The sequence below is a fragment of the Streptomyces sp. NPDC127097 genome (assembly GCF_042724075.1).
Classification (GTDB): Bacteria; Actinomycetota; Actinomycetes; order Streptomycetales; family Streptomycetaceae; genus Streptomyces.
In genome coordinates this window covers 119,927-143,068 of the sequence record NZ_JBHXFI010000013.1, presented here as the reverse complement: position 1 = coordinate 143,068, position 23,142 = coordinate 119,927, and the positions used below count along the sequence as shown (strand labels likewise).

Genomic DNA, 23,142 nt, shown 5'->3' with positions numbered 1-23,142 from the left:
TCCGCCAACGCCGTCGCGCGGGACCCGGCCGCCCCTGCCATGGGCGAGGCAGGGCACCGCATATCCCTCGCACCTTCAGGAGGTCCGGCATGAGTGTCGAGCCACATGTGACTGTCCCTGACAGCGGTCGGCGGCCCCCTGGCGCCGAGGCGCCCGCCGAGACCCCCGCGTCCGCAGAGACCCCCGCGTCCGTCGAGGCCGCCACGTCCGTCGAGGCCCCCGCGCCTGCCGACAGAGCGGCGAACGAGACCCTGGAGGACTACACCCTCCGCTTCGCGCCGCGCAGTTACCGCCGGTGGACGCCGATGGTGGTGGCGACGACGGCGCTCGGCGGCATCGCGTATATGGCCGACTTCTCCATCGGTGCGGGCATCGGGCTCACCCACGGCACCGGGAACGCGCTGGCCGCGATCCTCGTCGCCGCGGTGGTCATCTTCGTCACGGGCTTCCCGCTCGCCTACTACGGGGCGCGCTACAACATCGACCTGGACCTGATCACCAGGGGCTCCGGCTTCGGCTACTACGGCTCGGTGCTGACGAGCGTCATCTTCGCCAGTTTCACCTTCATCTTCTTCGCCCTCGAAGGCTCGATCATGGCTCAGGGCCTGAAGCTGGGTTTCGGTCTGCCCCTGTGGCTGGGCTATGTGATCTCGACGTTCATGGTGATCCCGCTGGTCATCTACGGGATGAAGGCACTCAGCAAGCTCCAGGTCTGGACGACCCCGGTCTGGCTGCTGCTGATGGTGGGCCCGCTGGTGTACCTGGTCGCCACCGACCCCGGTACGGTGCACACCTTCCTCTCGTATACGGGCGCGCAGGGCGGCGGTGGCGTCAATACGGCCTCGGTGCTGCTGGGCGCGGGCGTCTGTCTGTCGCTGATCGCGCAGATCGGTGAGCAGGTCGACTATCTGCGTTTCATGCCGCCCAAGACCGAGGGGAACAAGCGCGCCTGGTGGACGGCCGTGGTGATGGCCGGCCCCGGGTGGGTGGTGCTCGGCGCCCTCAAGCAGGCCATCGGGGTCTTCCTGGCCGTCTATATCCTCGCCGAGGTGGGTCCGGCCTCGGCCACCGAACCCATCCAGCAGTTCACCGGCGCCTTCGCCGCGATGATGCCGTCCTGGCTGGTCGTCCCGCTGGCGGTGGTCCTGGTCGTGATCAGCCAGATCAAAATCAACGTGACCAACGCCTACTCCGGTTCGCTGGCCTGGACGAACTCGTTCACCCGGGTCACCAAGCGCTACCCGGGCCGGATGGTGTTCGTGCTCGCCAATCTGGCCTTCGCGCTGATCCTGATGGAAGCGGACATGTTCAGCTTCCTCAACGCCCTCCTCGGGTTCTATTCCAACTGCGCCATCGCCTGGATCGTGACCGTGGCCACCGACATCATCGTCAACAAATACCTGCTGAAACTCTCCCCGCACGCCCCGGAGTTCCGCCGCGGCATGCTCTACGCGGTCAACCCGGTGGGCGTGGTGGCCTTCCTCGCCGCGTCCGGCCTGTCCATCGCGCTGTACTTCCATGCCTTGGGGGACACGCTCCAGCCGTACTCCCCCGTCGCGGCCGCGGTGATCGCCTTCGTCGTCACTCCGCTGATGGCGATCCTGACCCGGGGCAGGTTCTACCTGCGGCGCACCTCCGACGGGATCGAGGCTCCGCTGCTGGACCGGGACGGCAACCCCAGCTCGGCGGCGTTCCCGTGCCATGTGTGCCGCCAGGACTTCGAACGCCCCGATCTCACCGCCTGCCACAGCCATGACGCGATGGTCTGCTCCCTGTGTCTGAGCACCGACCGGACCGGCGTCCATCTGCTGCCCGCGGACCGCGCCTGACACCGCGACGGGCCGGCCGCCGGCACGTCAACACGGGAAGCCATATCACCTAAAAGTCTGCTCTTCAGGCCCGGTGTCTGTGGAGCGGGAGCCGGTGGGGAACGACAGCCTTGTGCACGGGCGGCTCACAGCCGTGGCGCAGTGCGGTCAACGGGACCGCATCGCCGAGAGCCGCAGTTCCTCCACCAGTTAGGAGACCGACCGATGGCTCACCGGATCAAGAGTGCTCTGGTCACCGCGGGCGCCTGCGCCGTCGTTCTCGGCGGGGCGGGTGTCGCCGGCGCCGACAGCGGCGCCGGGGGTGCCGCTCTCGACTCACCAGGAGTGGTGTCCGGCAACAACATCCAGATCCCCGTACAGATTCCGGTCCACCTCTGCGGCAACACCATCAGCGTCATCGGGTCGTTCAACCCCGCCTTCGGCGCCCCCTGCTGGACCGACTGACGCCGGGCCGGCGCACGGCCGTTCCGGATGCGCAGCCGGACCGGCCGGTGCCGGCCGAAGTGGCCCTCGGACCTCTCTCCGGGGGCCACTTCCCATGAGCGCAACGGCATGGAGATGCGGCGGTCAGACACCGGGGGCGGGGTGCTGTAGCTGCCGCAGCAGCGTCGCGTTGTCGGGCGTCCGCCGGACCTTCTCCAGCAGGGACTGCATATTGGCCGGTGCGTCGCCGGTCTGGAGGGCGCGGCGCAGGCGGCGGGTCGTCGCCAACTCAGCCGGGGTGAGCAGCAGTTCTTCCCGGCGGGTGCCGGAGGCGACGGCGTTGACCGCCGGATAGACCCGCTTGCCCGCGAGCACCCTGTCCAGGCGCAGTTCCATGTTTCCGGTGCTCTTCAACTCCTCGAAGAAGTAGTCGTCGGCGCGGGATCCGGTCTCCACCAGAGCGGTGGCGAGCAGGGTCAGCGAACCGCCCTCCTCGGCGAGCCGCGCCGCGCCGAAGAGCCGCTTGGGGCCGTGCAGCGCGGCGGCGTCGACGCCTCCGCTCAGCGTGCGGCCACCGGATGTGGCGGCGTTGTTGTGGGCCCGGCACAGCCGGGTGAGGGAGTCGAGCAGGATGACCACGTCCTGTCCCTGCTCGACGAGTCGTTTGGCGCGCTCCACGGCCAGTTCGGCGAGGGCGATATGTTCCTTGGCCGGGCGGTCGAAGGTGGAGGCGAGCACCTCGCCACGCACCGAGCGGCGCATCTCGGTGACTTCTTCCGGCCGTTCGTCGATCAGCACGACCATCAGCCGGCACTCCGGGTGGTTCTCGGCGACGGCGGCCGCGAGCTGTTGCAGCAGCACGGTCTTCCCGGTCTTCGGTGGTGCCACGATCAGCCCGCGCTGCCCCTTCCCGATCGGCGTCAGCAGGTCGACGATGCGCGGGGCCGGTCCGCCGGTGGTGCTTTCCAGGCGGATGCGGTGCCGGGGGTGCAGCGGTGTGAGGTCGCGGAAGTGCGGCCGGCCGCGCAGGGCGCCCGGCCGGTGCCCGTTGACCGTTTCGACCCGGGCGAGCAAGCGTGGCCGGTCGCAGACCCCGACGACGAAGTCGCCGGTGCGCAGGCCCGCCGCACGGATCAGCGCGGCGGGCACCCGGACATCGTGGGACGAGGCACGGCAGCCCTCCGCTCGGAGAAAGCCGGGTTCCTGCCGTTCGTTGCCCATGTCCAGGATCCCGGCCGCCGTGACGACGGGTTTCGTGGCCGCGGCAGCAGGCGGTGCGGTGGTGCGGGAGGTGGCAGTGGTGGGAGACGGGGCAGTGGTGGGGGTGCGGAGTTGAGTGCTCCTGGTCACGGGGGTCCTCTCGGGACGTCGGTACGCGGCAGATGGGAGGGAACCGGCAAGGAATGGCGGTGAGATCACGCCAGGGGCGGGCCGGACGGCCCGCGGCCGGAGAGAGAAGCTGCGGCATCGCTGGACTACGGGTGCCGCACAGTGGTGCTGAATCGCCGGCCCGGAAACGACGGGCGCGAAGGCGAGGGAAAAGCAATCCGCAAGGGAGAAAGAGGCACCGGCGCCGGAAATACGGCGAACACGACTGCGCCTCTCCGGCACAGTACCACCACGGGGCGCGGCCGATGCGGTGAAGTATGGACCGGATCTATGCTGGGGACGATGTTCGCACCCCAGGGACCCACCTTCCGTGAACTCGCCGTCCAGGCGCTGTCCTCCGTCGAGCGTGGCTATGACCTGCTCGCCCCGAAGTTCGACCACACACCATTCCGGACCCCGGACCGGGTGCTGACGCCGGTGTCACGGGCGCTGCACGGGCTCGGACCGTTCGACAGTGGTCTCGATCTGTGCTGCGGCACGGGCGCGGGCATGGATGTCCTGCGGCAGGTCTGCCGGGAGCGGGTCACCGGTGTCGACATCAGTGCGGGGATGCTCTCCGTGGCCCGGACCCGGGAACGGGTGACCGCGACCGCGCCCCGGGTCGAGTGGGTGCGCGCGGACGCCCGGGCCCTCCCCTTCGAGCCGGTCTTCGACCTCGCGGTGAGCTTCGGCGCGTTCGGGCACTTCCTGCCGCGGGAGCGGCCGGAGCTGTTCGCGCAGGTCCACTCGGTGCTGCGTCCCGGCGGCCGGTTCGTCTTCCCGATCGGGGCGCCGGCCCGGCCGGGGTCGGCCGGCTACTGGACGCTGCTGGCCTTCGACGCGGTGATGCGGGTGCGCAACGCGCTGTGGCGCCCGGAATTCGTCATGTACTACCGCACGTTCCGGCTCGCCGAGGTGCGCGCGGAGCTGATCCAGGCCGGTTTCGAGGTCCGGCTTCAGGCCCTCCCGGAGCTCGGCCGCCGCCCCGACGGCAGCCCCCGGTGCCGGCTGGTGGTGGCCACCCGAGCCTGGTGAACGGGGGCGCCGTACGGGCGGATCGCCGGTCCTGGTGCCTGCACCCCGGCGGCCCGCCCATGGCCGGTTCCCCCGTCCCGGAGCCCTTCACCAGCGCAGCGCGGTGAAGTCGATGGGCTGCGGCTGAAGCGCGCGGGTGCGGGCGGTCAGCTGTTCCAGGCGGCGGGACATCTCCTCGGCCGGGAGCCGCTTGCGGTCGCCGTGGCCGGGCAGCACCCACTCGAAGCGCAGCCGGGGCGCCGTCCGGACCAGGGAAGCGGCCAGCTCCGTGATCGAGTACCAGGTGACACTGGCGGCCACCTCCAGGTCGGCGGTGCTGCGCGACCAGTAGAAACTGTCGCCGCTGAAGCAGTACCTGCCATCGGCGAGGTAGAGCACGCTGCCACGGGTATGGCCGGGCAGCGGATACACGGTGACCCCCGCGCCGATCTCGACCGGGTCCGTGCCCCGGATGACGTGGTCCGCCTCCGGAGCGGCGTCAAGATCGCCCTCGTGGATCCAGAGCCGGGCACCGAACCGGTCGGCGTAGCGGCGGCCGTGCGCGGCATGGTCCCGGTGGGTGAGCAGTACGTCGGTGACGGGCCCCAACGCCTCGTAGCGGGACGCGAGTTCGTCGCTCCAGCGCGGAGTGTCGATCATCATGGTGCTGCCGTCGGGCCGGCGCAGCAGGTAGGCGTTGGCTCCTGCCGTGTGGCGGGAGTTGTGGCCGCAGAGATGGACGGTGTCGTCGAGGGCCAGGGGGAAGGGGTCGAGGTCGGGGGTGAGGTGGTGCGCGGGGTGGCGGATGGACCGGGTGTGGCAGGCGAAGGCGGCCGCGTATAACTGCCGCTGCTCGGCCTCGTTCCGTGGCTGCCGGATCACTTCCGCCCGCCCGCCCTGCTCCCGGATGACGTCGGGGGCCAGCTGCCGCGCCACGTCACAGTTGGTGCAGCGCGCATCGACGTACCAGCCCTCGCCGGTCCCCTCCTCCGGTGCGGCCGCGGGTGACAGGTCGTTACTCATGACAGGTCCGTCCTTCCTGGTCAGGTGGGGGTCGGAATGAGCGGTCAGTGCGCACTGCCCACAGAAGTACCCCGCCGTGCGGCAAAAGCGGAAGAGGGGACAGACCTTGTGCTTTGCGGCTGGAACGCCTCTTCCGGCGGGGAAAGGGACGTCGGGGGTTGGGCGTTTTGCACCTGTTTCACCTACCCGCTGACGGAGCCCTGCCCGAGGGACGGGGGGACCCGCCCCCGCCCCCCTTCACGCGCCGGAAGGCCCGTCGATTCAGCTGATTCAGTCGGCCCGTTCGCACGCGGCGCTCAGCCGGCGGAGCGTCGTGCGCATGCCGGCGCGGTTGCGAGCGGCGCGCCGGGCGGGCGGGGTGCCGGTGAAGACCAGGCCCAGCAGTTCGGCGAGCCGGCGACGCCACCCATGGCGGCGGTGGTCGGTCCAGTACTCGGTGACCAGGGTGCCTCGCTCCGTCGGGGTCAGCCGGTAGCCCCAGCGCGCCACGGGCAGACCGAAGGTGATGTTGTCGAAAGCGAACTCGCGGCCGGGGTCGGCGGTGACGATCCGGCAGGTGGCGAACCAGACCCAGCACGCCTTGCGGTTGACCCCCACGAAACGGTCTCCGCGGGGCCACACCCAGATGACTTCCGGGCTCCACTCCGCCATCCGCCGGACGTCGGCGAGCGCCGCGTAGACGGTCTGCGGCGGGGCCGGGACCTCCAGGGATTCCTCCACGCTCCACACCCGGCCGGTCATCGCATGCTCCCTTGGGGCGCCGATCCGTGCGTCCGGGCCGTGACGACCGCGGCGGCATCGCGCACCTGCCGGGCGACGGCCGCCGTATCGGCGAGGCTGGAGACATGTCCGCACCTCGGGCGGATGATGAGGCGGCCGTTGCGACAGGCGTGGAGGAAGCGGCGTTCCTGGCGGCGGAAGTGGTCGCGTTCGCCGTTCACCAGCCAGACCGGGCCCGGATACGCGGCGAGGGACGCCAAGGGGTTCGTCTCCCACACGGCCTCGACGATGCTCGGCACGACCTCGGAGCTCAGGCCGCCCGCGACCATGGCGTCCGCCTGGTGCCGGGGCAGTGCACGGCGGAACGCGAAGGCGCTGAACCGGTTGAACTCCTCGGGGTGCTTGGCCGCCAGCCGTCCCGCTCCCCGGTAGACGGCGCCGAACGCCCCGCGCGGCAGCGCCGTACACCCCATGGCCACCAGGCCGAGGACACGGTCCGGGTGGGCGCCGGCGGTGGCGACGGCGACATAGCCGCCGAGGGACAGCCCCACCACCAGTGCACGGCCGCCGAGTTGGTCCACGACGTCGACGACCGCGGCCACGGCGCCGGGCATGCTGAACGGTTCCCCGCGCCGTGTGCCGTGGCCGGGCAAGTCGGGGGCGGCTATGGGATGACGCTCGCCGAGGGCTTGGATCACGGGTCGCCACATCGTGCCGCTCACGCGCATGCCGTGCACGAAGACGATGGGCAGCCCGGCTTCATTGGACTCCATGTCCGGCACCGTACCTCAAACGCAACGCAACGTTGCGTTGTTCTTGCTGCTAACCTCCCCTCATGAGCGAGGAGCGGCACGGAACACGGCGCAGCGGCGGCCCACGGAAGGCCCAGGAGATCTTCGATGCCACGCTGGATCTGCTGGCGGAGAAGGGCTACGAGGGGCTGACCATCGAGGGGGTCGCCCAGCGGTCCGGGGTCAACAAGACCACGATCTACCGCTGGTGGCCGTCCAAGGGAGCGCTCCTGGGCGCCGCGCTCATCGGCGCGCGCCAGCTCGACTTCACGGCTCCCGACACCGGCAGCCTCACCGGAGACCTGGAGGCCCTGCTGCACACGGTGGTCACCCTCCTCACCACGCGGCCGGCCTCCGATATCGCCGTTTCCGTGCTGGGCGCCGCCACCCAGAGCCCTGAACTGGCCGTGCACGTAAGGGATTTCTTCGCCGACCGGATCAGGCTGGAGCAACCCGTCTTCGACCGTGCCGTCGCCCGCGGCGAACTCACGGCGGACACCGACACCACGCTGCTGATGGATCTGCTGGCCGGGACCGCCTGGGTCCGGGTGGTCCTGCGCCAACTCCCGCTTGAGCAGGACTTTGTGTCGCGCACCGTCGCCACCGTGCTCGACGGAGCACGCGTACGGACCTGACGCTGCCTCCGTTTCAATCCCCTTAAAGAGTCTGTTTCAGCATCAACTACAACTTTGCCAATTCTTGGTGTAGTTGAAACAGATTTCACACCAGTCTCAAACGTAACGCGACGAACGTCACACGCAGGCACGTCGCTTTCACAAAAGCTGGGCGAGAGGTAACAGCACGATGAGAACAAGCAGAATGACCCGCCACGGCAGCCGGCTGTTGGCGCTGTCCACGGTGTCACTGGGTCTGGTCGCCGCGATAGCCGTGCCGGCCGCCGCGGAGGACCAGCCCACCCGGGACCAGCTCATAGCCGACTGCGCTTCCGGTGAAGGGAAGTGCAGCTTCAACGAGCCGACTCTGGGCAAGGCGTACCTCGGAGACTTCCGTCAGGTCTCCAACTCGCTGTTCAATTGCAGCACTTCGGACGCCACCCAGTCGATGGGCTGGGCCGACACCGTGGGCTCCACGGACTCGGCGGGTGTCTCCGTCACCGCCGGCGGCAAGATCGCCGGTCTGATCGACCTCAGTGTGACCGCGACCTACAGCCACACCTGGTCGAGCTCGCACACCGAGAACAGCTCGCTGAACATGACGGTGAAGCCCGGTGAGGTGGGCTGGATCTCCCGCGCACAGGTGATGCAGACCGTCTCCGGCACCTGGCAGACCCACTACGACAGCCCGAAGTGGGGGCACTACTACTGGTTCGTGCCGGACACCGTCACCGGACCCGCGCCCAACGGGACGGACGGGCAGAGCAATGCGGTGACCGTCAAGACCCGCAAGATGACCGCCGCGGAGAAGAACTCCTGCTCGTCCGGGGCGAAGAAGGGCCAGGCGTTCGTGGTCAAGCGCTGACCACGGCGAAGTCGCGCAGCTGAACGGGGGCGCGGTCCCTGCCTCCGGGCCCGGAACCGCATCACGGCCGCCGACCACAGTGCCTCTCGGCTCCCGCAGACCGGGAGGCACCTTCGTGCCCTGCCTGCGCCCTCACCGCCGGCCGTACGCACGTCCGCGCATAAGCTCCGCCCGTGCACTCTTCACGCTCCCGCGCCGCCGGCGCCCTCGTCCTGATCATGGCGCTCGGCACGGCATGCTCCGCCGAACGTCCCCCGCGCTCCGCCGGATCCGGGACCTCGGCGCCCTCCCCCGCCGCGCCCACCGCGGTGCGGCCACCGGCCGCGAACGCCGTCTTCGACTATCAGCTCGGCGGCGCCTATCCGCCGCCCGACACGGTCCGGGCCGTCTCCCGCGACCGTACGGCCAAGCCGGCGCCCGGCCGCTACAACGTCTGCTACGTGAATGCCTTCCAGGCGCAGCCCGACGACACCGGCTCCTGGGAGGACGACCACCCCGAACTGCTGCTGCGGGACGAGCACGGCGACCCCGTCATCGACGAGGACTGGGACGAGCCGCTGCTCGACATCTCCACCGGCGCCAAGCGGGCCGCCCTCATGGAGATCGTCGGCCCGTGGATCGACGGCTGCGCCAAGGCCGGTTATGACGCCGTGGAGCCCGACAACCTCGACTCCTACGAGCGCTCCGACGGCAGGCTCACCGCCGGGCACGCCGCGGCCTTCGCCCGGCTCCTGGCCCGCCGCGCCCACCAGCGGCAGCTGGCCATCGCCCAGAAGAACACCACCGGCCTGCTGCCGCAACGCGACCGTATCGGCTTCGACTTCGCCGTCGTCGAGGAGTGCACCCGCTACAAGGAATGCACCGACTTCGCGGCGGCCTACGCCAACCGGGTCTTCGTCATCGAATACCGGAAGCAGGACTTCACGGCCGCCTGCCGTGCCTGGGGCAAGAACCTCTCCCTCACCCTGCGCGACCGCGAGGTCCGTCCCGCCGGTACCAAGGGCTCCCTCCGCCGGTACTGCTGACCGGTGGCCGCCGGCACCGTGGTCAGTTCAGCCCGGTCGGGTCGTCGCGAGCCGGTTCGGTGCGGCGCAGGTCGGTGTCGGAGAGCGGTTCGAGTTCGCCGTGCGTGTCCAGCCAGTACAGGAAGGCCACGGCCGGGCAGACGAGCACCACGGCCACGAGGGTGACCAGACCGGTCCAGCGCAGGCTGCCGGGGTCGCCGGCTCCCTCGGCCACGGTCAGGGACGTGGGGATGAGGTAAGGGCGTTGGGCGGCGCCCCAGGCGATGACCGCCGCCGCGACCACGCCGACGGCGGTGACCCGGGGCCGGACGCCGGGCCGGCGCAGCAGCAGCCATCCGGTGGCGAGGGAGCAGATTCCGGCCAGGATGACGAGGCCGAGGCCGACGCCATGCGTGAGCCCGTGCCAGACATGCGGGGCATCGCTCCGGGTGACGGTCAGCATGACGGCCGCGAGGACGGCGAGGGCCACGACGCTGCCCAGGGCCCGCCGCCGGAAGTAGCCGACCAGATCGGGCGCGCCGTAACGGGCGGCGTCGCCGGCGAGGAACACGGCGCCGAGGAAGGCCGTCGCCACGATGGCAATCAGTCCGAAGAGGACGGAGGTCGGGTTGGCCCAGGCGTGGGCCGATGCCTCCGTGCCCGGTACCGCCCGGCCCGAGGCGATCCCGCCGACGGCCGCGCCGAGGAAGAACGGGGTGAGGAGTGAGGAGATGGCGAAGACCGCGCCGTAGAGGCGTCGCCCGGCGATCCGGCGGAGGGGTTTGCGCAGCGCGAAGCCGGCGCCGCGCAGTACGAGGCCGATGGCGGCCAGGGCGAGCGGCAGCCACATGGCGGAGAACACCGTCTGGAACAGCGTGGGGAAGCCGGTCCACATGATGACGAAGACGAAGACGAGCCAGACGTTGTTGACCTCCCATACGGGGGCCATGGCATGGTCGATCAGCCACCTGGGCCGCGCGCCGCGCTCGGTGCCACCGGCCGTCAGGTCCCAGAACCCGGCTCCGTAGTCGGTGCCTCCGGCGCAGGCGTAGGCGGTCACGGCGAGCAGCAGCATCACGGCGATGACATCGGCGGTCACGGCCGGCCGTCCTCGTCCGGTCCGGGCCCGGTGCCGTCGGCGGGCGGCGGGTCACCGGCCGGCACTCGCGCGCGGGGCCCGTACGGGGTGTCCGTCTCCGGTTCCCCGGTCGGCTCCCCCGCCGCCCGGCTCGCGTCGGCCAGCCGCCAGCCCGTCCGCATCTTGAGCAGCACGGCGAGCAGCGAGCCGAAGATGAACACATACACCACGACGATCAGGCCCAGCATGATCCAGAGGCTGGTGGACCGGGTCGCGGTCACCGCCTCGGCGATGCGCATGTGCCGGTAGACGATCCAGGGCTGGCGCCCCACTTCGGCGGTGATCCAGCCGCATTCGACGGCGACGACGGAGGCCACGCCCGCGCAGGCCGCGCCGCGGAAGAACCACGGTGAGGCGGGCAGCCGGTGTTGCCGCAGCCGGCACCAGCCGTACCAGAGGGCGAGGAGGATCAGCAGGGAGCCGATCACCACCATGAGGTCGAAGGCCCAGTGGGCGATGGTGGCCTGGGTGGCCGTCGGCCGGTCGTCCGCCGGGACGGAGGTCAGTCCGGTCACCTTGGTCCCGGGGGTGAACCCGGCCAGGATGGAGTCGAATTGAGGGATCTTGATGCCGCCGGAGACGCTGCCGTCCGGGTGCATCCGGCCGAAGATGTACTCGGGTACATGGGTGTCGGTCCGCCAGACGAGTTCCGTCGCGGCGAACTTCACCGGCTGCTTGTGGAAGACCGACCGGGCGATCGAGTCCCCCAGCACGAACTGCACCGGGGTGAACACCGCGGCGAGGGTGAACGGCACGGTGAAGCCGAGCCGGTGGTAGCGGTCGCGGCGGCCGCGCAGCCAGCCGACGGCGTAGACCCCGGCGACGGTGTAGCCCGCGGTGATCAGCATCGCCACGACGAAGTGCCAGTACTGCGGCCCGAACATCGGGGTGAAGATCGCCGACCAGACGTGCACGTCCTCGGGGGCGCCGTCGGCGCCGAGGGTGAACCCTTGGGGCGTGTTCATCCATGCGTTGGCCGCCAGGATGCCGAACGCGCCGAGGAGGGCGGCGGCCGGCAGCGGCAGACCGAGCAGGAAGTGGGTGCGGGGCTTCAGCCGCCGCCAGCCGTAGAGGTAGATGGCGATGAGCACCGCTTCGAGGAAGAAGGCCCATGCCTCCACCCCGAACCCGATGCCGAAGACGCCGCCCCACTTGCCCATCAGGCCCGGCCAGAGCAGTCCGAACTCGAAGGACAGCACGGTGCCGGTGACCACTCCGACCGCGAACTGCACCGCCATCACCGCCGACCAGCGCCGGGCGAGGAGCAGCGCGACGGGATCGTTGCGCCGCAGACCGCGGTGGTGCATCACCAGGGTGATCAGCGGGAGCGCCACCCCGAGCGGTACCAGGATGATGTGCGAGGCCAGGGTGAAGGCCATCAGCTCCCGGGCCGGGAGCAGTTGGGCCGGTGCGTTGGCCAGCAGGGTGACCGTGGTGTGCATGCCTTACGTGCCTTCGCTGCTCGGGACGTTCAGGAGAGCGCCGGCCTCGGCATCCACGCTTGCCTGCCTCCTCGGTGCACGGCCCGGCCCTGCGGGGCCCAGCGACGGTCGCGCCGGCTCGCCACACAATCACCGGCGGGCGCGGGGCGGCACGCACCGTGCGCCCGGGTTGAGCCGTTGGGCCGAGGTACTTCGCCCGGTCGGCCCAGCCGATGGCCCGGCACGACCAGGAGCGGTCCGCCGGCCGGGCCGCGAGGCCCCGACACGTGCTTGAGGGGCCCGGCGGCCCCACACCGCCGAACCCCTCCGCGAGGGGGACCCGCCGGGCCCCCTCGTGCTCTCAGCCCTGCGTCGCGCTACGCCGTCTCATGACCGGTGGAGCCGTTGATCTTCTCGATCGCCTGCCGGGCCTGTTCCTGCGGGGAGCGGGCCGGCAGCGGCGACACGGTCGTGGAGGCCACGGCGGGCTGGGCCCGTTCCTGTGGCATGGCTTTGGCGTGGGCGGCGGGCGGCCGGATACGCAGGCGATGACCTGCGGCCTCGTCCAGGGTCACCGGGCGCTTGAACCGGGCAGCCAGCCGGGCGGCGTCCTGGCCGAGCGCGGCGACATCCTCCCACTGCAAGCGCACCACCAGCGAGAGTTCGGCGTCTCCGTCCGGCAATGCCTGAAGCTGCGGGATACCCGGGTCAGTCATGCTGCCTCCTCACATCGTGGACCGGTGCCTCAGGGGACACGGATATGGAGAGATACGCACGGGCACCCGCGACCGTTCACCTCCCGCCGACGGGAAATGAGAGCCGGGCGGGCCCGGCCGGCGGAGGTGCGGATTCCGTAAGGCACGATGGTGGGTGGAACGGTGAGCGGGTGATGCCAGTGATGAGCCTTCAGCGGCTTCTCAGCTCCGTCGGGCCGGCCGTGCTGTCGGGGGTGTGCGCCCCCGGAGGCACCGCGGTCCCGGTGGGGGATGTGGTGATCGCCGAGCCGGACGGTGGCTTCGATCTGCGTCCGGGCGATGTCGTCCTCGGGGTGAATCTCACGGACCGGGCGCAGGCGCTGCGGCTGCTGTCCTCGTGCGCCGGGCGGTCGGCGGGTGCGCTGCTGCTCAAGGCCCCGGTCGCGCTCGACGAAACGGTGGTCACGGCCGCGAGCGCGGCCGGACTCCCGCTCGTGCAGGTCGAGCAGCAGGCGGGCTGGGCGCAGGTGGTGTCGCTGCTGCGGGCGGTGCTCGACAGCGAGGGGTACGCGGACTCCGGCAGCGGGACGGCCGGCGCCGAGGCGGGTGACCTCTTCGGACTGGCCGATGCGATCGCCGCCGTGATCGACGCGCCGGTGACCATAGAGGACCGCAGCTCCCGGGTCCTCGCCTACTCGGCGCGGCAGGAGCGCGGTGACGAGGCGCGGGTCGCCACGATCATGGGGCGGCACGTCCCCGACGAGGTCAACGCCCAGTTCCGGCGGTACGGCGTCTTCCACCGGATCGCCCAGGACACCGGCCCCATCTACGTCCCCGCGGTGGTCGAGGGAACCAAACCGCGGCTGGTCGTGCCGGTGCATGCCGGCGGGGAAATGCTCGGCTCGATCTGGGCCATCGTGCCGGGGCCGGTGCCCGCCGAGCGGGCCGAGGCGTTCGCGGACACGGCCGCGACGGCGGCGCTGCATCTGCTGCGCCGGCGGGCCGGTGCCGATGTGGAGCGCCTGGTGCTGACCGACATGGTCGCCACGGTGCTGCACGGCCAGGAGGGAGCGGCCGACGCGGCGCGGCGGCTGGGGCTCACGACCGGCCCCTGGCGGGTCATCGCCGTGGGGGTGCGCTGCGAGGACGACGAAGAGGCGGAGCGACAGCGGCTGACCGTATGGGAGCGGCTGTCCCGTTTCCGCGGCAGTCGTCTGCGGTCACCCGCGGCGGTCGTCGGCGGGGTGGTCTACGGGATCGTTCCGGCGGAGCGGGCCGGCCCCGGCACCGACGACGGAACCGGGTGGCTGGAGACGCTCCGCGGCACCACCGGAGGGCCCGCTCCGCTGATCGCGGTCGGCGGGCTCGCGGCGTCGGTCCCCGGTCTGGCCCGCTCGCGTGAGCAGGCCGATGACACCCTCGATCTGCTCCGGACCGGCCTGATCGCGCGCCACCAGGCCGTGCACGACGAGGTGTGGGCCACGGTCGTGCTGCGCCATGTCGCGCGGTCCGCCGCGGCGGCGCGGATAGCGGGCGTCGGGCCGCTCCAGCAGCTGGTGGACCACGACCGTGCGCACGGTACGAACTGTGTGCCGACGCTGTATGCCTGGCTCCAGGAGCGGGGCGATCCACGGGCCGCCGCCGCCCGGCTGCACATCCACCCCAACACGCTCCGGCACCGGATGCGCCGGCTCCAGGAGGTCGTGGCGCTGCCGCTGGACGACCCGGAGGTCCGTACCGCTCTGCTGCTCCAGCTCACCGCCCGCCAGTACGGCGCGGAAGGCGGCCCGGACGACGCCGTGCGGACTTCCGGCTGAGGGAACCGGGCCGCTGCCCGGTATGTCGCTGTGACGGCCCGGTGTCTCCGTATGGCGGGATGTGCGTATGCCGTCCTCCCGAACGCCTTCTCCTGTCCCGCCGCCCCCGCCCGTTGTCCCGGCCCCACTGCCGAGCGGCCCGAGACAGTGCCGGGCGAACGATGACGGGCCGTCCCCCCGCCGAAACCATGGCTCCACCCGCAGCTCGCCGGGCAGCAATGGATTTCGTGGAAGGACGGTGGCATGTCGTTCGGCATTCCCCGCGAGGCCGAGAGCGTCGGAGCCGGACCCGGAGCGGCGGTGACCGCGGTCGTGGACCGGCACCCTCCGGGGGTGTCCGCCGGGCCGGTCCCGGCCGCGGGTCCGGTGGCCTCCGCCACACCCCACGCCCAGGCCCGTATTGACCTCGCGGCGATCCGCGCCAACGTCAGCCGGTTGTGTGACGCGGCGGGGTCCGCCGAGGTGATGGCCGTGGTCAAGGCCGACGCCTACGGGCACGGCGCGGTCCCCGTCGCCCGTGCGGCGCTCGCGGGCGGTGCCACCTGGCTCGGCGTCGCCGGGATGCGGGAGGCCCTGGCGCTGCGCGCGGCCGGTGTCCCCGGCCGGCTGCTGGCGTGGCTGCTGACCCCCGGCGACGACTGGAATGCCGCGGTGGCCGCGGGCGTCGAGCTGTCGGCCGGCGCCCCCTGGGCGGTGCGGGCAGCGGTCCGGGCGGCGCAGGCCGTGGACCGTCCCGCGCTGCTCCACCTGGAAGCGGAGACCGGGCTCGGGCGCGGCGGCGCCGCCGCGGGCGCCTGGCAGACGCTGGTGGACGGCGCGGCGGCCGCCGAAGCGGCCGGGTACCTCCGGGTGGTCGGCGTGTGGTCGCATCTGGCGCGGGCCGATGAGCCCGGACACCCCTCCTGTGCACGGCAGTTGGAGAATTTCCGCGGCGCGGCCGGGATCGCCCGCCGGGCCGGGCTCGCTCCCGACGTCCTGCATCTGTCCAACTCGGCCGCCACCCTGACGCTTCCGGAGGCGCGCTTCGACCTCGTCCGTCCCGGGCTCGCCGTCTACGGACTGAGCCCGGTGCCGGACCTGGCCGGGTCCGCGGAGCTGGGGCTGCGGCCGGCGATGACCCTCACCGCCCGCCTCGCCTCCGTCAAGCGGGTCCCCGCCGGACAGGGCGTCTCGTACGGCCACCGCTATCGCACCGCGCGCGAGACGACCCTCGGACTGGTGCCCCTGGGCTACGCCGACGGTGTGCCCCGGCATGCGTCGCAGGCCGGCCCCGTCCTTGTCGCCGGCCGGCAGCACACGGTGGCGGGCACCGTGTGCATGGACCAGTTCGTCCTCGACCTCGGCGACGCCCCCGCCGCGCCCGGCGACGAGGTGGTGCTCTTCGGGCCCGGTGACCGCGGCGAGCCCGGTGCGGCGGACTGGGCGCGGGCCGCCCACACCATCTCCCACGAAATCGTCACCCGCATCGGCGCCCGCGTACCGCGCACCTACACGGGCGGCTCGGCCCCCGGCGACCACTGAGGTCCACTCCCCCGCCCTCCGGATCCCGACCGCCCCCGACGACGACCGCCCCCTGACGAAGAGAGCCTTCATATGACGTACCGGCTTCCACCGTCCACGCCGCGTCCTGCCGGTCATCAGGACACCCGCTCCGGCGACCCCGGTCCTGAGCATCTCCACCGGGGCCTGCACTCCCGCCACATCCAGATGATCGCGATCGGCGGGACCATCGGTGTGGGGCTGTTCCTCGGTTCCGCCGAGGCCCTGCATGACGCGGGTCCTGGCCTGCTGCTCACCTACGCGGTCGCCGGGGTGGCCATCTTCTTCGTGATGCGCGCCCTGGGCGAACTCCTGGTGTACCGGCCGGTGTCCGGCTCGTTCGCCACGTACGCGGAGGAGTTCATCGGCCACTGGGCCGGTTTCGCCACCGGCTGGAGCTACTGGCTGATGTGGGTCGTCACCGGCACCGCCGAGCTGACCGCGGCCGGGATCTACGTCCGCTACTGGTGGCCGGCGGTGCCCCAGTGGCTGCCCGGCCTCATCGCCCTGGCAATCCTGGGCGTGGCCAATCTCGCGGCGGTCCGGCTGTTCGGCGAGTTCGAGTTCTGGTTCGCCATCATCAAGGTGCTGACCATCGTCGTCCTGCTGGTCATGGCCGCCGCGATCCTGATCTTCGGCTTCGGTCCTCTGGGGGAGACCGCGTCGCTGAGCAATATCTGGTCGCACGGCGGCGTCTTCCCGCACGGTATGGCCGGGCCGCTGCTCGCCCTCCAAGTGGTGGTGTTCGCCTTCGTCGGAGTGGAACTGCTCGGGGTCACCGCCGGCGAGAGCAAGGACCCCGAGAAGACCCTGCCCAGCGCCGTACGCCGGGTGATCTGGCGGATCGGGCTGTTCTACCTGGGTGCCCTCACCGCGGTCATGGCCCTGGTCCCGTGGAACCAACTCGATCCGCACGTCAGCCCGTTCGTGCTGGTCTTCGCGAAGGTCGGGATCCCGGCGGCGGCCGGGGTGGTGAACATGGTCGTGCTCACCGCGGCCCTGTCGTCCTGCAACAGCGGGGTGTTCTCCACCGGCCGGATGCTGCACACCCTGGCCCGGGACCGGCACGCGCCGGCCGCGTTCGGGAAGGTCAGCCGCCAGGGCGTGCCCGCCGCGGGCATCCTCGCCTCCATGGGGGTCATGCTGCTGGGGGTGGCCGCGAACTACTTCGTCCCGGAGCAGGCGTTCGCGTATGTCACGAGCGTGGCGACCGTCGCCGCGGTGTTCACCTGGGGAATCATCGCCTGGGCACATCTGCGCTTCCGCGCGGCGGTCCGCGCCGGGCGGCTCCGGCCGGTCGCCTTCCGGATGCCACTGGCGCCGGTGTCGAACTACTTCGTGCTGGCCTTTCTCGGCCTGGTGGTCGTCCTGCTGGCCTTTGACGCCGAGACCCGCATCGCGCTGTACGTGGCTCCGGTATGGGCGGCGGTCCTGGCGGCGGGCTACGTCTTCACCCGTCGCAGCCGGGACGCCGCGCCCCAGACGGCACCGCCCGGCGAGGAGGCTTCGGAGCCCTCGCGCAGCAGGTAGCCGGGACGGGCCACGACATGGCGGTGCGCCACAGGCTGGCTGCCTGTGGCGCACCGGTATCGGAGCGGCGGCCGGTGAGGGAGAGATGGGCGCCCCCTCCCTCACCGGTCAGCGCGCACGGGGTCAGTGACCGTGTCCGTGTCCGTGGCCGTGGCCGTGGCCGTGGCCCCAGCGCACCTGGTCGACGACCCGGCGGTGGTCGTTGCGCAGGGTCGCGTGGTCATGGTCGTTGTCCCAGACGTAGTTGCGCCGGTCCTGGTAGACGTCCCAGCGGTTGTCGTGGCCGTAGCCGGTGTGGACACGGACCTGGCTGTGGCCGGCCAGTCGCAGGTTGCCGAAGCGGTAGACGTGTCCGCTCTTGTCGGACAGGCTCCAGCCCTTGACGTTGACGGGTGTGCGGCCGGTGTTCCGCACCGTCACCCACTCCGCGTTGAGGCTGCGGTTGGATCGGTCGTCGCGTCCCGGGCTGTCGTACTGGATGGGTCCCAGGACCACAGCGGACCGCCAGTGCTGCGGGGTGTGGCGGTGGTGGCCATCCGCGCCGGCCGGGAGGGCGGCGGTGGCTGCCAGGGCGGCGGAGCCCAGTACCACCATGGCGACACGCGAAGCGTTACGGAACATCGAACCTCCTGTGAAAGGCGCCACGTTCAGGGCGCCCAAAAACCGGACTCCCGGCCGGTTTGGCCGGGCCCCCACAGAGTGACGGCCCGTCACGCCTTGGCGGAAGAAATCCATGTTGGTGTGACAAAACACGGACATATACACAACCGCACCACGCCAGGCGCGTACGCCCCCGCGCTCGCCCCACCACCCGCAACACCCCCTACATGTATCGCCGTGCATCCCTTACGGGGGCGGGATCTCGGGCCCGAAGGGACGGCGGGCGGCTGCCGGGCGGGCGCCGGGGCGGGTGCCGGGGCCGGGTGCCGACCGGGCGCGCCACGACCGTCGTACAAGTCCTCTGCCAGAACCGGAAGTTGCCCCGCCGGAAACGACTCCGCACACCCCCTCCCATGTCCCGAACTCAGCTGTCCGGCGTGCCACTTACGCACCATGCGTTGCCTGGAGCCCCCGGAACCTCTACGTTGAGCGCGCCTGATTTCGGCTCAACCCGCCGCGTTGCGGCGGGCTTCGGGAGGAACCCCCCATGCGCAGAAACACCTCCGGACATCACCGCAGACGCATGTCTCCACGCATACGCACCGCGGTGTCCGTCGGCATAGCCACGGTGGCGGTGGCCGTGACGGCCGCCGCGGCCACCGCGGAGACCGCCACCCCGCCCCCGCACGCCACACGCACCCAGCACGTCGAATACTTCAGCGGTGCGGACGGCCATCCACGGCAGGCCACCGTCCCGGCCTCGAAGCCGCTGGCGCCGTCCGAGAAGGCGGCGATCGCCGCCGGCGACGGCGATGTCACCTCGATCGTGCAGAGCGGCCCGGTCGGCAGCAAGCTCGATGTCGTCTTCATCGGTGACGGCTACACCGCCGCCCAGCAGGAGGACTTCCACTCCGACGTCCGCGCCAAGTGGGCCAAGATCTCCGCCGTGGAGCCGTACGCGGCATACCGCGGCCTGTTCAACGTCTGGGCCGTCGACGCCGTTTCCAACGAATCCGGCGTCTCCGGGGACCCGAGCAAGGACGTGGTCCGCGACACCGCCCTGGACTCCGCGTTCTTCTGCGAGGGCACCGAACGGCTGCTGTGCGTCGACACCGGCAAGGTCGAGTCGTACGCCTCCAAGGCCCCGGCCGCCGACCTCGTCGTGGTCCTCTCCAACTCCACCAAATACGGCGGTGCGGGCTACAACGACGTCTCCTCGCAGGTCGGTTACGACGGGATCGCCACCGCCTCCTCCGACAACGACCAGTCGGACCAGATCGCGGTCCACGAAACCGGTCATTCGCTGGGCAAGCTCGCCGACGAGTACGACTACGGCCAGTCCGGCACCTACACCGGACCCGAGCCCGCCCAGGCCAACCTCAGCAAGCTCTCCGCCGACCAGATGACCGCTCAGCAGCAGAAGTGGTACCGCTGGATCGGCCAGCAGTCGCCGGACGGCGGCGCGGTGGGCGCGTTCGAGGGCGGCGGTTACTACCAGTACGGGCTCAACCGTCCCACCGAGAACTCGATCATGCGGACCCTGGGCCGGGAGTTCAACCTCCCCGGCCGCGAGGCGATGATCGCGGGCTTCTACCGCTATGCGAGCGTGCTGAGCAGCCCGGTCTCCACCCATCACGCACTGTCCCGCGGGACCCGCATCCGTGTCACCGCACTCGCCTCCGCGCAGCTGACCTGGTCCGTCGACGGCCGCGAACGCAAGGCCGCGCGCGGCAAGACCTCGGTCATCCCGCGCACCCTGGGCGTCCCGGCCGACGGCCGCGCCCACACGGTCACGGCACGGGCCACCGACCGTACGAAGGCGGTCCGTGACCCGGCACTGCGCAAGCTGCTCTCCCGCTCCCTGACCTGGCACATCGCGCCCTAGTACGCCCCTCCGGCTCCTCGCACACCGCCCCGGCCGCCGGGCGGGCCGCACCACGCGCCCGCCCGGTGGCCGGGGCTGCGTCTTCTCCGGGCCCCCGGGAGCGAAGGTCGTGAGGATCTCGGGGCGCAGCAGGTCGAAGGGGAGGGGCTTGATGCGTTCGGTGACCGTGCGCGCCACTCCGGCGCGGTCCGGCGCCGTCAGATGCGCACCACCATCTTTCCGGTGTTGCGGCCGTTCATCAGCCCGAGGAAGGTCTCCACCGCGTGGGCGATGCCGTCCTCGACGGTTTCACGGAAGGTGATCTTCCGTTCGGCCAGCCAGCCGCCCATCTCTTCGGCGAAGCGCGGCTGGAGAGCCGCATGGTCCCCGACCTCGAAACCGCGCAGCGTGATCCGCTTCTTCACCAGCTCGACCATGTTGCGCGGCCCCGGCGCGGGTTCGGTGTCGTGGTACCCGGAGATCGCTCCGCACAGCGCGGCCCGGCCGTTCGGCCGCAGTGCGTCGATGGCGGCCTCCAGGTGGTCTCCTCCGACGTTGTCGAAGTACACATCGATACCGTCCGGGGCCATCTCGGCGAGCAGTTCGCGCACCGGGCCGGTCTTGTAGTTGAAGGCGGCGGTGAAGCCGAGTTCGCCGGTCAGATACTCCACCTTCGCCGCCGATCCGGCGCTGCCGAACACCGCCTTCGCCCCGCGCAGCCGCGCGATCTGCCCGGCCAGGCTGCCCACCGCCCCGGCCGCGCCGGAAACGAAGACCGTGTCCCCCGGGCGCATTCCCGCGATCTCGATGAGCCCGACGTAGGCGCTCAGTCCGGGCATCCCCAGGACGCCGAGGAACGCGGAGTCCGGTACCCCCTGGACGCGCCGCAGCCTGGTGAACCGTCCGGCCGGTGCGACCGCGGCGGTGCGCCATCCGAGGTCGCTGAGGACCAGGTCCCCCGGCGACAGACCGGCCGCCCGCGAGACGACCACCTCACCGACCGCGCCGCCCGTCATCGGCCGGTCTAAGGCATAGGCCAGGCCCCCCGTCTCCTCGGCGCTCATCAGCGCCCGCATATACGGGTCCACCGACAGAAAGGTGTTGCGGACCCACACCTCCCCTTCGGCCGGGGCCGGCAACTCGCGCTCCACGAGCCGGAAGTCCCCCGGCACCGGGCGCCCCACGGGACGTGCGGCCAGCTGCCACTCCTGCACGGTGTCGGTCATGCGCTGCTCTCCTTGGGTGCGACGGAACGCTTCTCCGTGAAGGTGCAGCACTGCCGGCCCGCAGGGCATTCCGGCGCCGGCGGTCCGCGCCATCTGACGGACTCCGGGCGGCCGTTGCCCTCTCCGTTGCCCTCTCCGGCCGGCCTCGAAGGTCAGCGCGGTGCCGCCAGGTCCTGGGTCCACCAGGGGCCGCCCGCGCCGTGGACGACGCCGATGCCGACGTCCGTGTAGGCGCAGTTGAGCAGGTTGTCGCGGTGCATCTGGTCGCCCATCCAGTCGTTCACCGCCCCGGCGGCGGTCCGCGGGCCGCGGTCGAGGTTCTCGCCCCAGCTGCTCCACCGATAGCCGGTGGCGGTGATCCGGTCGTCGGGTCCGGTGCCGTCCGGGGCCTGGTGCTCGTAGTACTGGCGTGCCGCCATGTCGGCGGAGTGCCGCTGCGCCGCGGTGTGCAGTCGCCGGTCGATCCGCAGCGGCCCGCAGCCGGCCCGCGCCCGCCGCTGGTTGATGAGCGCGGTGGCCTGCTCTTCGAGGTCGGGCGGGGTGGCCGAGGGGGTGGGGGTCGGGGTGGCGGACCGGGTGGGGGGTGCGGTCTTGGAGCGCGACGGGGACGGGGTCGGCGTGGGGGTGGGGGTGGGCGACGGGGTGCGCGAGGCCACGGTGCGGGTCGCCTTCGGCTCGGCCTGCTGTTTCTCCGGGGATGTGCCGGGAGACCACCACACGGCGGCGCCGACGGCCACCACGAGGGTGGCGGTGCCCGCGACGACCGGGCCCGTCTTCCCCCGGGGCGGCCGCGGCGACGCGGACGGCGCGCCGGAGGTACCGGCGGCGTGCTGCGGCGGGGGCGCCGAGGTCGCCTGCACGGTCGCGGCGGTCGGGGCCGTCAGGACGTGCGGCGGAGTGAGGTGCGCGGGCAGCGGCAGCAGGGCGAGACCGGCCAGCAGGCCCTCGGCGGGCAGAAGGCCGTCCCAGTGCCCGGAGCAGTCCGTGCACTGACGCGCATGGCGGGCTATTCGCTTGCGCCACAGGGCGCAGGGCTCCTGGTCCCAGGCCGCCGTGAGCTGGGAGAGTTCGGGGCAGAGCGGCGTCGCCGAGAGCGCGCGGACCACCACGCGGCCGGCCTCCAGCTGCTCCTTCATGCGCTGCACCCGGACCGCCGCATGGCGGGAGTCGATGCCGACGGCGGCGACCAGCTCCGGCCTGGTGATCTCGCCGGCGGCCTCCAGCCACCACAGGGACAGCAGCGACCGGTCCCGCTCGTCCAGCCAGCGGGTGGCCGCGGCCACCTCCCGGCGCTGGCCGGACAGTCCCAGCTTCAGAATGGTCAGGTCCACGAAATCGGCCGAGCGGTCGGCCCGTTCCGGCGCCTGGTCCAGGCCGACGACGGGCGCCTTACGGGCGGCCGACCACCGGCGGCGTACCTGGTTCATGGCGATCGCCACCAGCCAGGAGCGGAAGGACGCCGGCTCCCGCAGATCGGCCAGCGACTCCAGGACGCGCAGCATGGTCTCCTGCACCACGTCGTCGACGTCCGCATGGCCGTCCAGCGCCCGTCCCACGACGTTGTAGATCAGTGGCAGGTAGGCGGCGACCAGCTGTTCCCGGGCCTCTTCGTCCCCGGCCTTGGCTGCCTCGACGGCCGCCGTCCCGTTTTCCTGCTTCAC

At 71.6% G+C, this 23,142-nt stretch carries 20 protein-coding genes; 10 read left to right on the top strand and 10 right to left on the bottom strand.

Going from position 1 to position 23,142, the window contains the following annotated elements:
- The first annotated feature begins 89 nt into the window (after positions 1 to 89).
- Both ACFWJW_RS13650 and ACFWJW_RS13645 read left to right on the top strand, forming a co-directional pair.
- A complete protein-coding gene (locus ACFWJW_RS13650; protein ID WP_387239340.1) occupies positions 90 to 1,829 on the top strand; it encodes a purine-cytosine permease family protein in 1,740 nt (579 codons plus the stop codon).
- Between the two features lie 204 nt (positions 1,830 to 2,033).
- Positions 2,034 to 2,273 (top strand): chaplin, encoded by a 240-nt coding sequence (locus ACFWJW_RS13645; protein WP_387239337.1) that lies wholly within the window; start codon positions 2,034 to 2,036, stop codon positions 2,271 to 2,273.
- 123 nt (positions 2,274 to 2,396) lie between these two features.
- Here the strand turns inward: ACFWJW_RS13645 and rho are convergent, their stop codons facing one another.
- Complete coding sequence (gene rho / locus ACFWJW_RS13640; protein WP_387239334.1) at positions 2,397 to 3,602, bottom strand: transcription termination factor Rho; 1,206 nt, start codon at positions 3,600 to 3,602, stop codon at positions 2,397 to 2,399.
- 321 nt (positions 3,603 to 3,923) lie between these two features.
- On the opposite strand from rho, the gene ACFWJW_RS13635 reads away from it, so the two are divergent.
- Complete coding sequence (locus ACFWJW_RS13635; RefSeq protein ID WP_387239331.1) at positions 3,924 to 4,655, top strand: class I SAM-dependent methyltransferase; 732 nt, start codon at positions 3,924 to 3,926, stop codon at positions 4,653 to 4,655.
- A gap of 87 nt (positions 4,656 to 4,742) precedes the next feature.
- Here the strand turns inward: ACFWJW_RS13635 and ACFWJW_RS13630 are convergent, their stop codons facing one another.
- The 3 genes from ACFWJW_RS13630 to ACFWJW_RS13620 all read right to left on the bottom strand — a co-directional run bounded on the left by ACFWJW_RS13630 (position 4,743) and on the right by ACFWJW_RS13620 (position 7,150).
- Positions 4,743 to 5,657 (bottom strand): MBL fold metallo-hydrolase, encoded by a 915-nt coding sequence (locus ACFWJW_RS13630; protein ID WP_387239328.1) that lies wholly within the window; start codon positions 5,655 to 5,657, stop codon positions 4,743 to 4,745.
- Between the two features lie 270 nt (positions 5,658 to 5,927).
- Positions 5,928 to 6,398 carry an SRPBCC family protein gene (locus ACFWJW_RS13625; RefSeq protein ID WP_387239325.1) on the bottom strand — a complete coding sequence of 157 codons (471 nt, stop codon included), beginning with the start codon at positions 6,396 to 6,398 and terminating at the stop codon, positions 5,928 to 5,930.
- Positions 6,395 to 7,150, bottom strand: coding sequence for an alpha/beta fold hydrolase (locus tag ACFWJW_RS13620; protein ID WP_387239322.1), 756 nt, complete (start codon positions 7,148 to 7,150; stop codon positions 6,395 to 6,397). The genes ACFWJW_RS13625 and ACFWJW_RS13620 overlap by 4 nt, the downstream gene beginning before the upstream one ends.
- 62 nt (positions 7,151 to 7,212) lie before the next feature.
- On the opposite strand from ACFWJW_RS13620, the gene ACFWJW_RS13615 reads away from it, so the two are divergent.
- The 3 genes from ACFWJW_RS13615 to ACFWJW_RS13605 all read left to right on the top strand — a co-directional run bounded on the left by ACFWJW_RS13615 (position 7,213) and on the right by ACFWJW_RS13605 (position 9,672).
- On the top strand, positions 7,213 to 7,803 hold the full coding sequence (locus ACFWJW_RS13615; RefSeq protein ID WP_387239319.1) for a TetR/AcrR family transcriptional regulator: 591 nt from the start codon (positions 7,213 to 7,215) through the stop codon (positions 7,801 to 7,803).
- 169 nt (positions 7,804 to 7,972) lie between these two features.
- Positions 7,973 to 8,647 carry a hypothetical protein gene (locus ACFWJW_RS13610; protein ID WP_387239316.1) on the top strand — a complete coding sequence of 225 codons (675 nt, stop codon included), beginning with the start codon at positions 7,973 to 7,975 and terminating at the stop codon, positions 8,645 to 8,647.
- Positions 8,648 to 8,865: 218 nt separating this feature from the next.
- The gene (locus tag ACFWJW_RS13605; RefSeq protein WP_387239401.1) at positions 8,866 to 9,672 is read left to right on the top strand and encodes an endo alpha-1,4 polygalactosaminidase; all 807 of its coding nucleotides are present in this window, start codon (positions 8,866 to 8,868) and stop codon (positions 9,670 to 9,672) included.
- 22 nt (positions 9,673 to 9,694) lie between these two features.
- On the opposite strand, the gene ACFWJW_RS13600 is transcribed toward ACFWJW_RS13605, so the two are convergent.
- From ACFWJW_RS13600 to ACFWJW_RS13590, 3 genes are all read right to left on the bottom strand, one after another.
- Positions 9,695 to 10,750: a cytochrome d ubiquinol oxidase subunit II gene (locus ACFWJW_RS13600; protein WP_387239313.1), complete on the bottom strand. Its 1,056-nt coding sequence runs from the start codon at positions 10,748 to 10,750 to the stop codon at positions 9,695 to 9,697.
- Complete coding sequence (locus ACFWJW_RS13595) at positions 10,747 to 12,231, bottom strand: cytochrome ubiquinol oxidase subunit I (protein WP_387239310.1); 1,485 nt, start codon at positions 12,229 to 12,231, stop codon at positions 10,747 to 10,749. The genes ACFWJW_RS13600 and ACFWJW_RS13595 overlap by 4 nt, the downstream gene beginning before the upstream one ends.
- Before the next feature lie 356 nt (positions 12,232 to 12,587).
- Positions 12,588 to 12,926, bottom strand: coding sequence for a hypothetical protein (locus ACFWJW_RS13590; RefSeq protein ID WP_387239307.1), 339 nt, complete (start codon positions 12,924 to 12,926; stop codon positions 12,588 to 12,590).
- Positions 12,927 to 13,099: 173 nt separating this feature from the next.
- On the opposite strand from ACFWJW_RS13590, the gene ACFWJW_RS13585 reads away from it, so the two are divergent.
- The 3 genes from ACFWJW_RS13585 (at position 13,100) to ACFWJW_RS13575 (ending at position 17,791) form a co-directional block, all read left to right on the top strand.
- A complete protein-coding gene (locus tag ACFWJW_RS13585; RefSeq protein WP_387239304.1) occupies positions 13,100 to 14,722 on the top strand; it encodes a PucR family transcriptional regulator in 1,623 nt (540 codons plus the stop codon).
- A gap of 243 nt (positions 14,723 to 14,965) precedes the next feature.
- Positions 14,966 to 16,243: an alanine racemase gene (gene alr / locus ACFWJW_RS13580; protein WP_387239301.1), complete on the top strand. Its 1,278-nt coding sequence runs from the start codon at positions 14,966 to 14,968 to the stop codon at positions 16,241 to 16,243.
- A 72-nt stretch (positions 16,244 to 16,315) separates the two neighbouring features.
- Positions 16,316 to 17,791 (top strand): amino acid permease, encoded by a 1,476-nt coding sequence (locus tag ACFWJW_RS13575; protein ID WP_387239298.1) that lies wholly within the window; start codon positions 16,316 to 16,318, stop codon positions 17,789 to 17,791.
- 123 nt (positions 17,792 to 17,914) lie between these two features.
- Here the strand turns inward: ACFWJW_RS13575 and ACFWJW_RS13570 are convergent, their stop codons facing one another.
- The gene (locus ACFWJW_RS13570; RefSeq protein WP_387239295.1) at positions 17,915 to 18,412 is read right to left on the bottom strand and encodes a lamin tail domain-containing protein; all 498 of its coding nucleotides are present in this window, start codon (positions 18,410 to 18,412) and stop codon (positions 17,915 to 17,917) included.
- 562 nt (positions 18,413 to 18,974) lie between these two features.
- Here ACFWJW_RS13570 and ACFWJW_RS13565 point away from each other — a divergent pair.
- On the top strand, positions 18,975 to 20,276 hold the full coding sequence (locus ACFWJW_RS13565; RefSeq protein WP_387239292.1) for a M64 family metallopeptidase: 1,302 nt from the start codon (positions 18,975 to 18,977) through the stop codon (positions 20,274 to 20,276).
- Between the two features lie 197 nt (positions 20,277 to 20,473).
- Here ACFWJW_RS13565 and ACFWJW_RS13560 read toward each other — a convergent pair whose 3' ends face one another.
- Positions 20,474 to 21,481, bottom strand: a complete 1,008-nt coding sequence (locus ACFWJW_RS13560; RefSeq protein ID WP_387239289.1) for an NADP-dependent oxidoreductase — start codon at positions 21,479 to 21,481, stop codon at positions 20,474 to 20,476.
- Positions 21,482 to 21,633: 152 nt separating this feature from the next.
- The gene (locus tag ACFWJW_RS13555; RefSeq protein ID WP_387239286.1) at positions 21,634 to 23,142 is read right to left on the bottom strand and encodes a sigma-70 family RNA polymerase sigma factor; all 1,509 of its coding nucleotides are present in this window, start codon (positions 23,140 to 23,142) and stop codon (positions 21,634 to 21,636) included.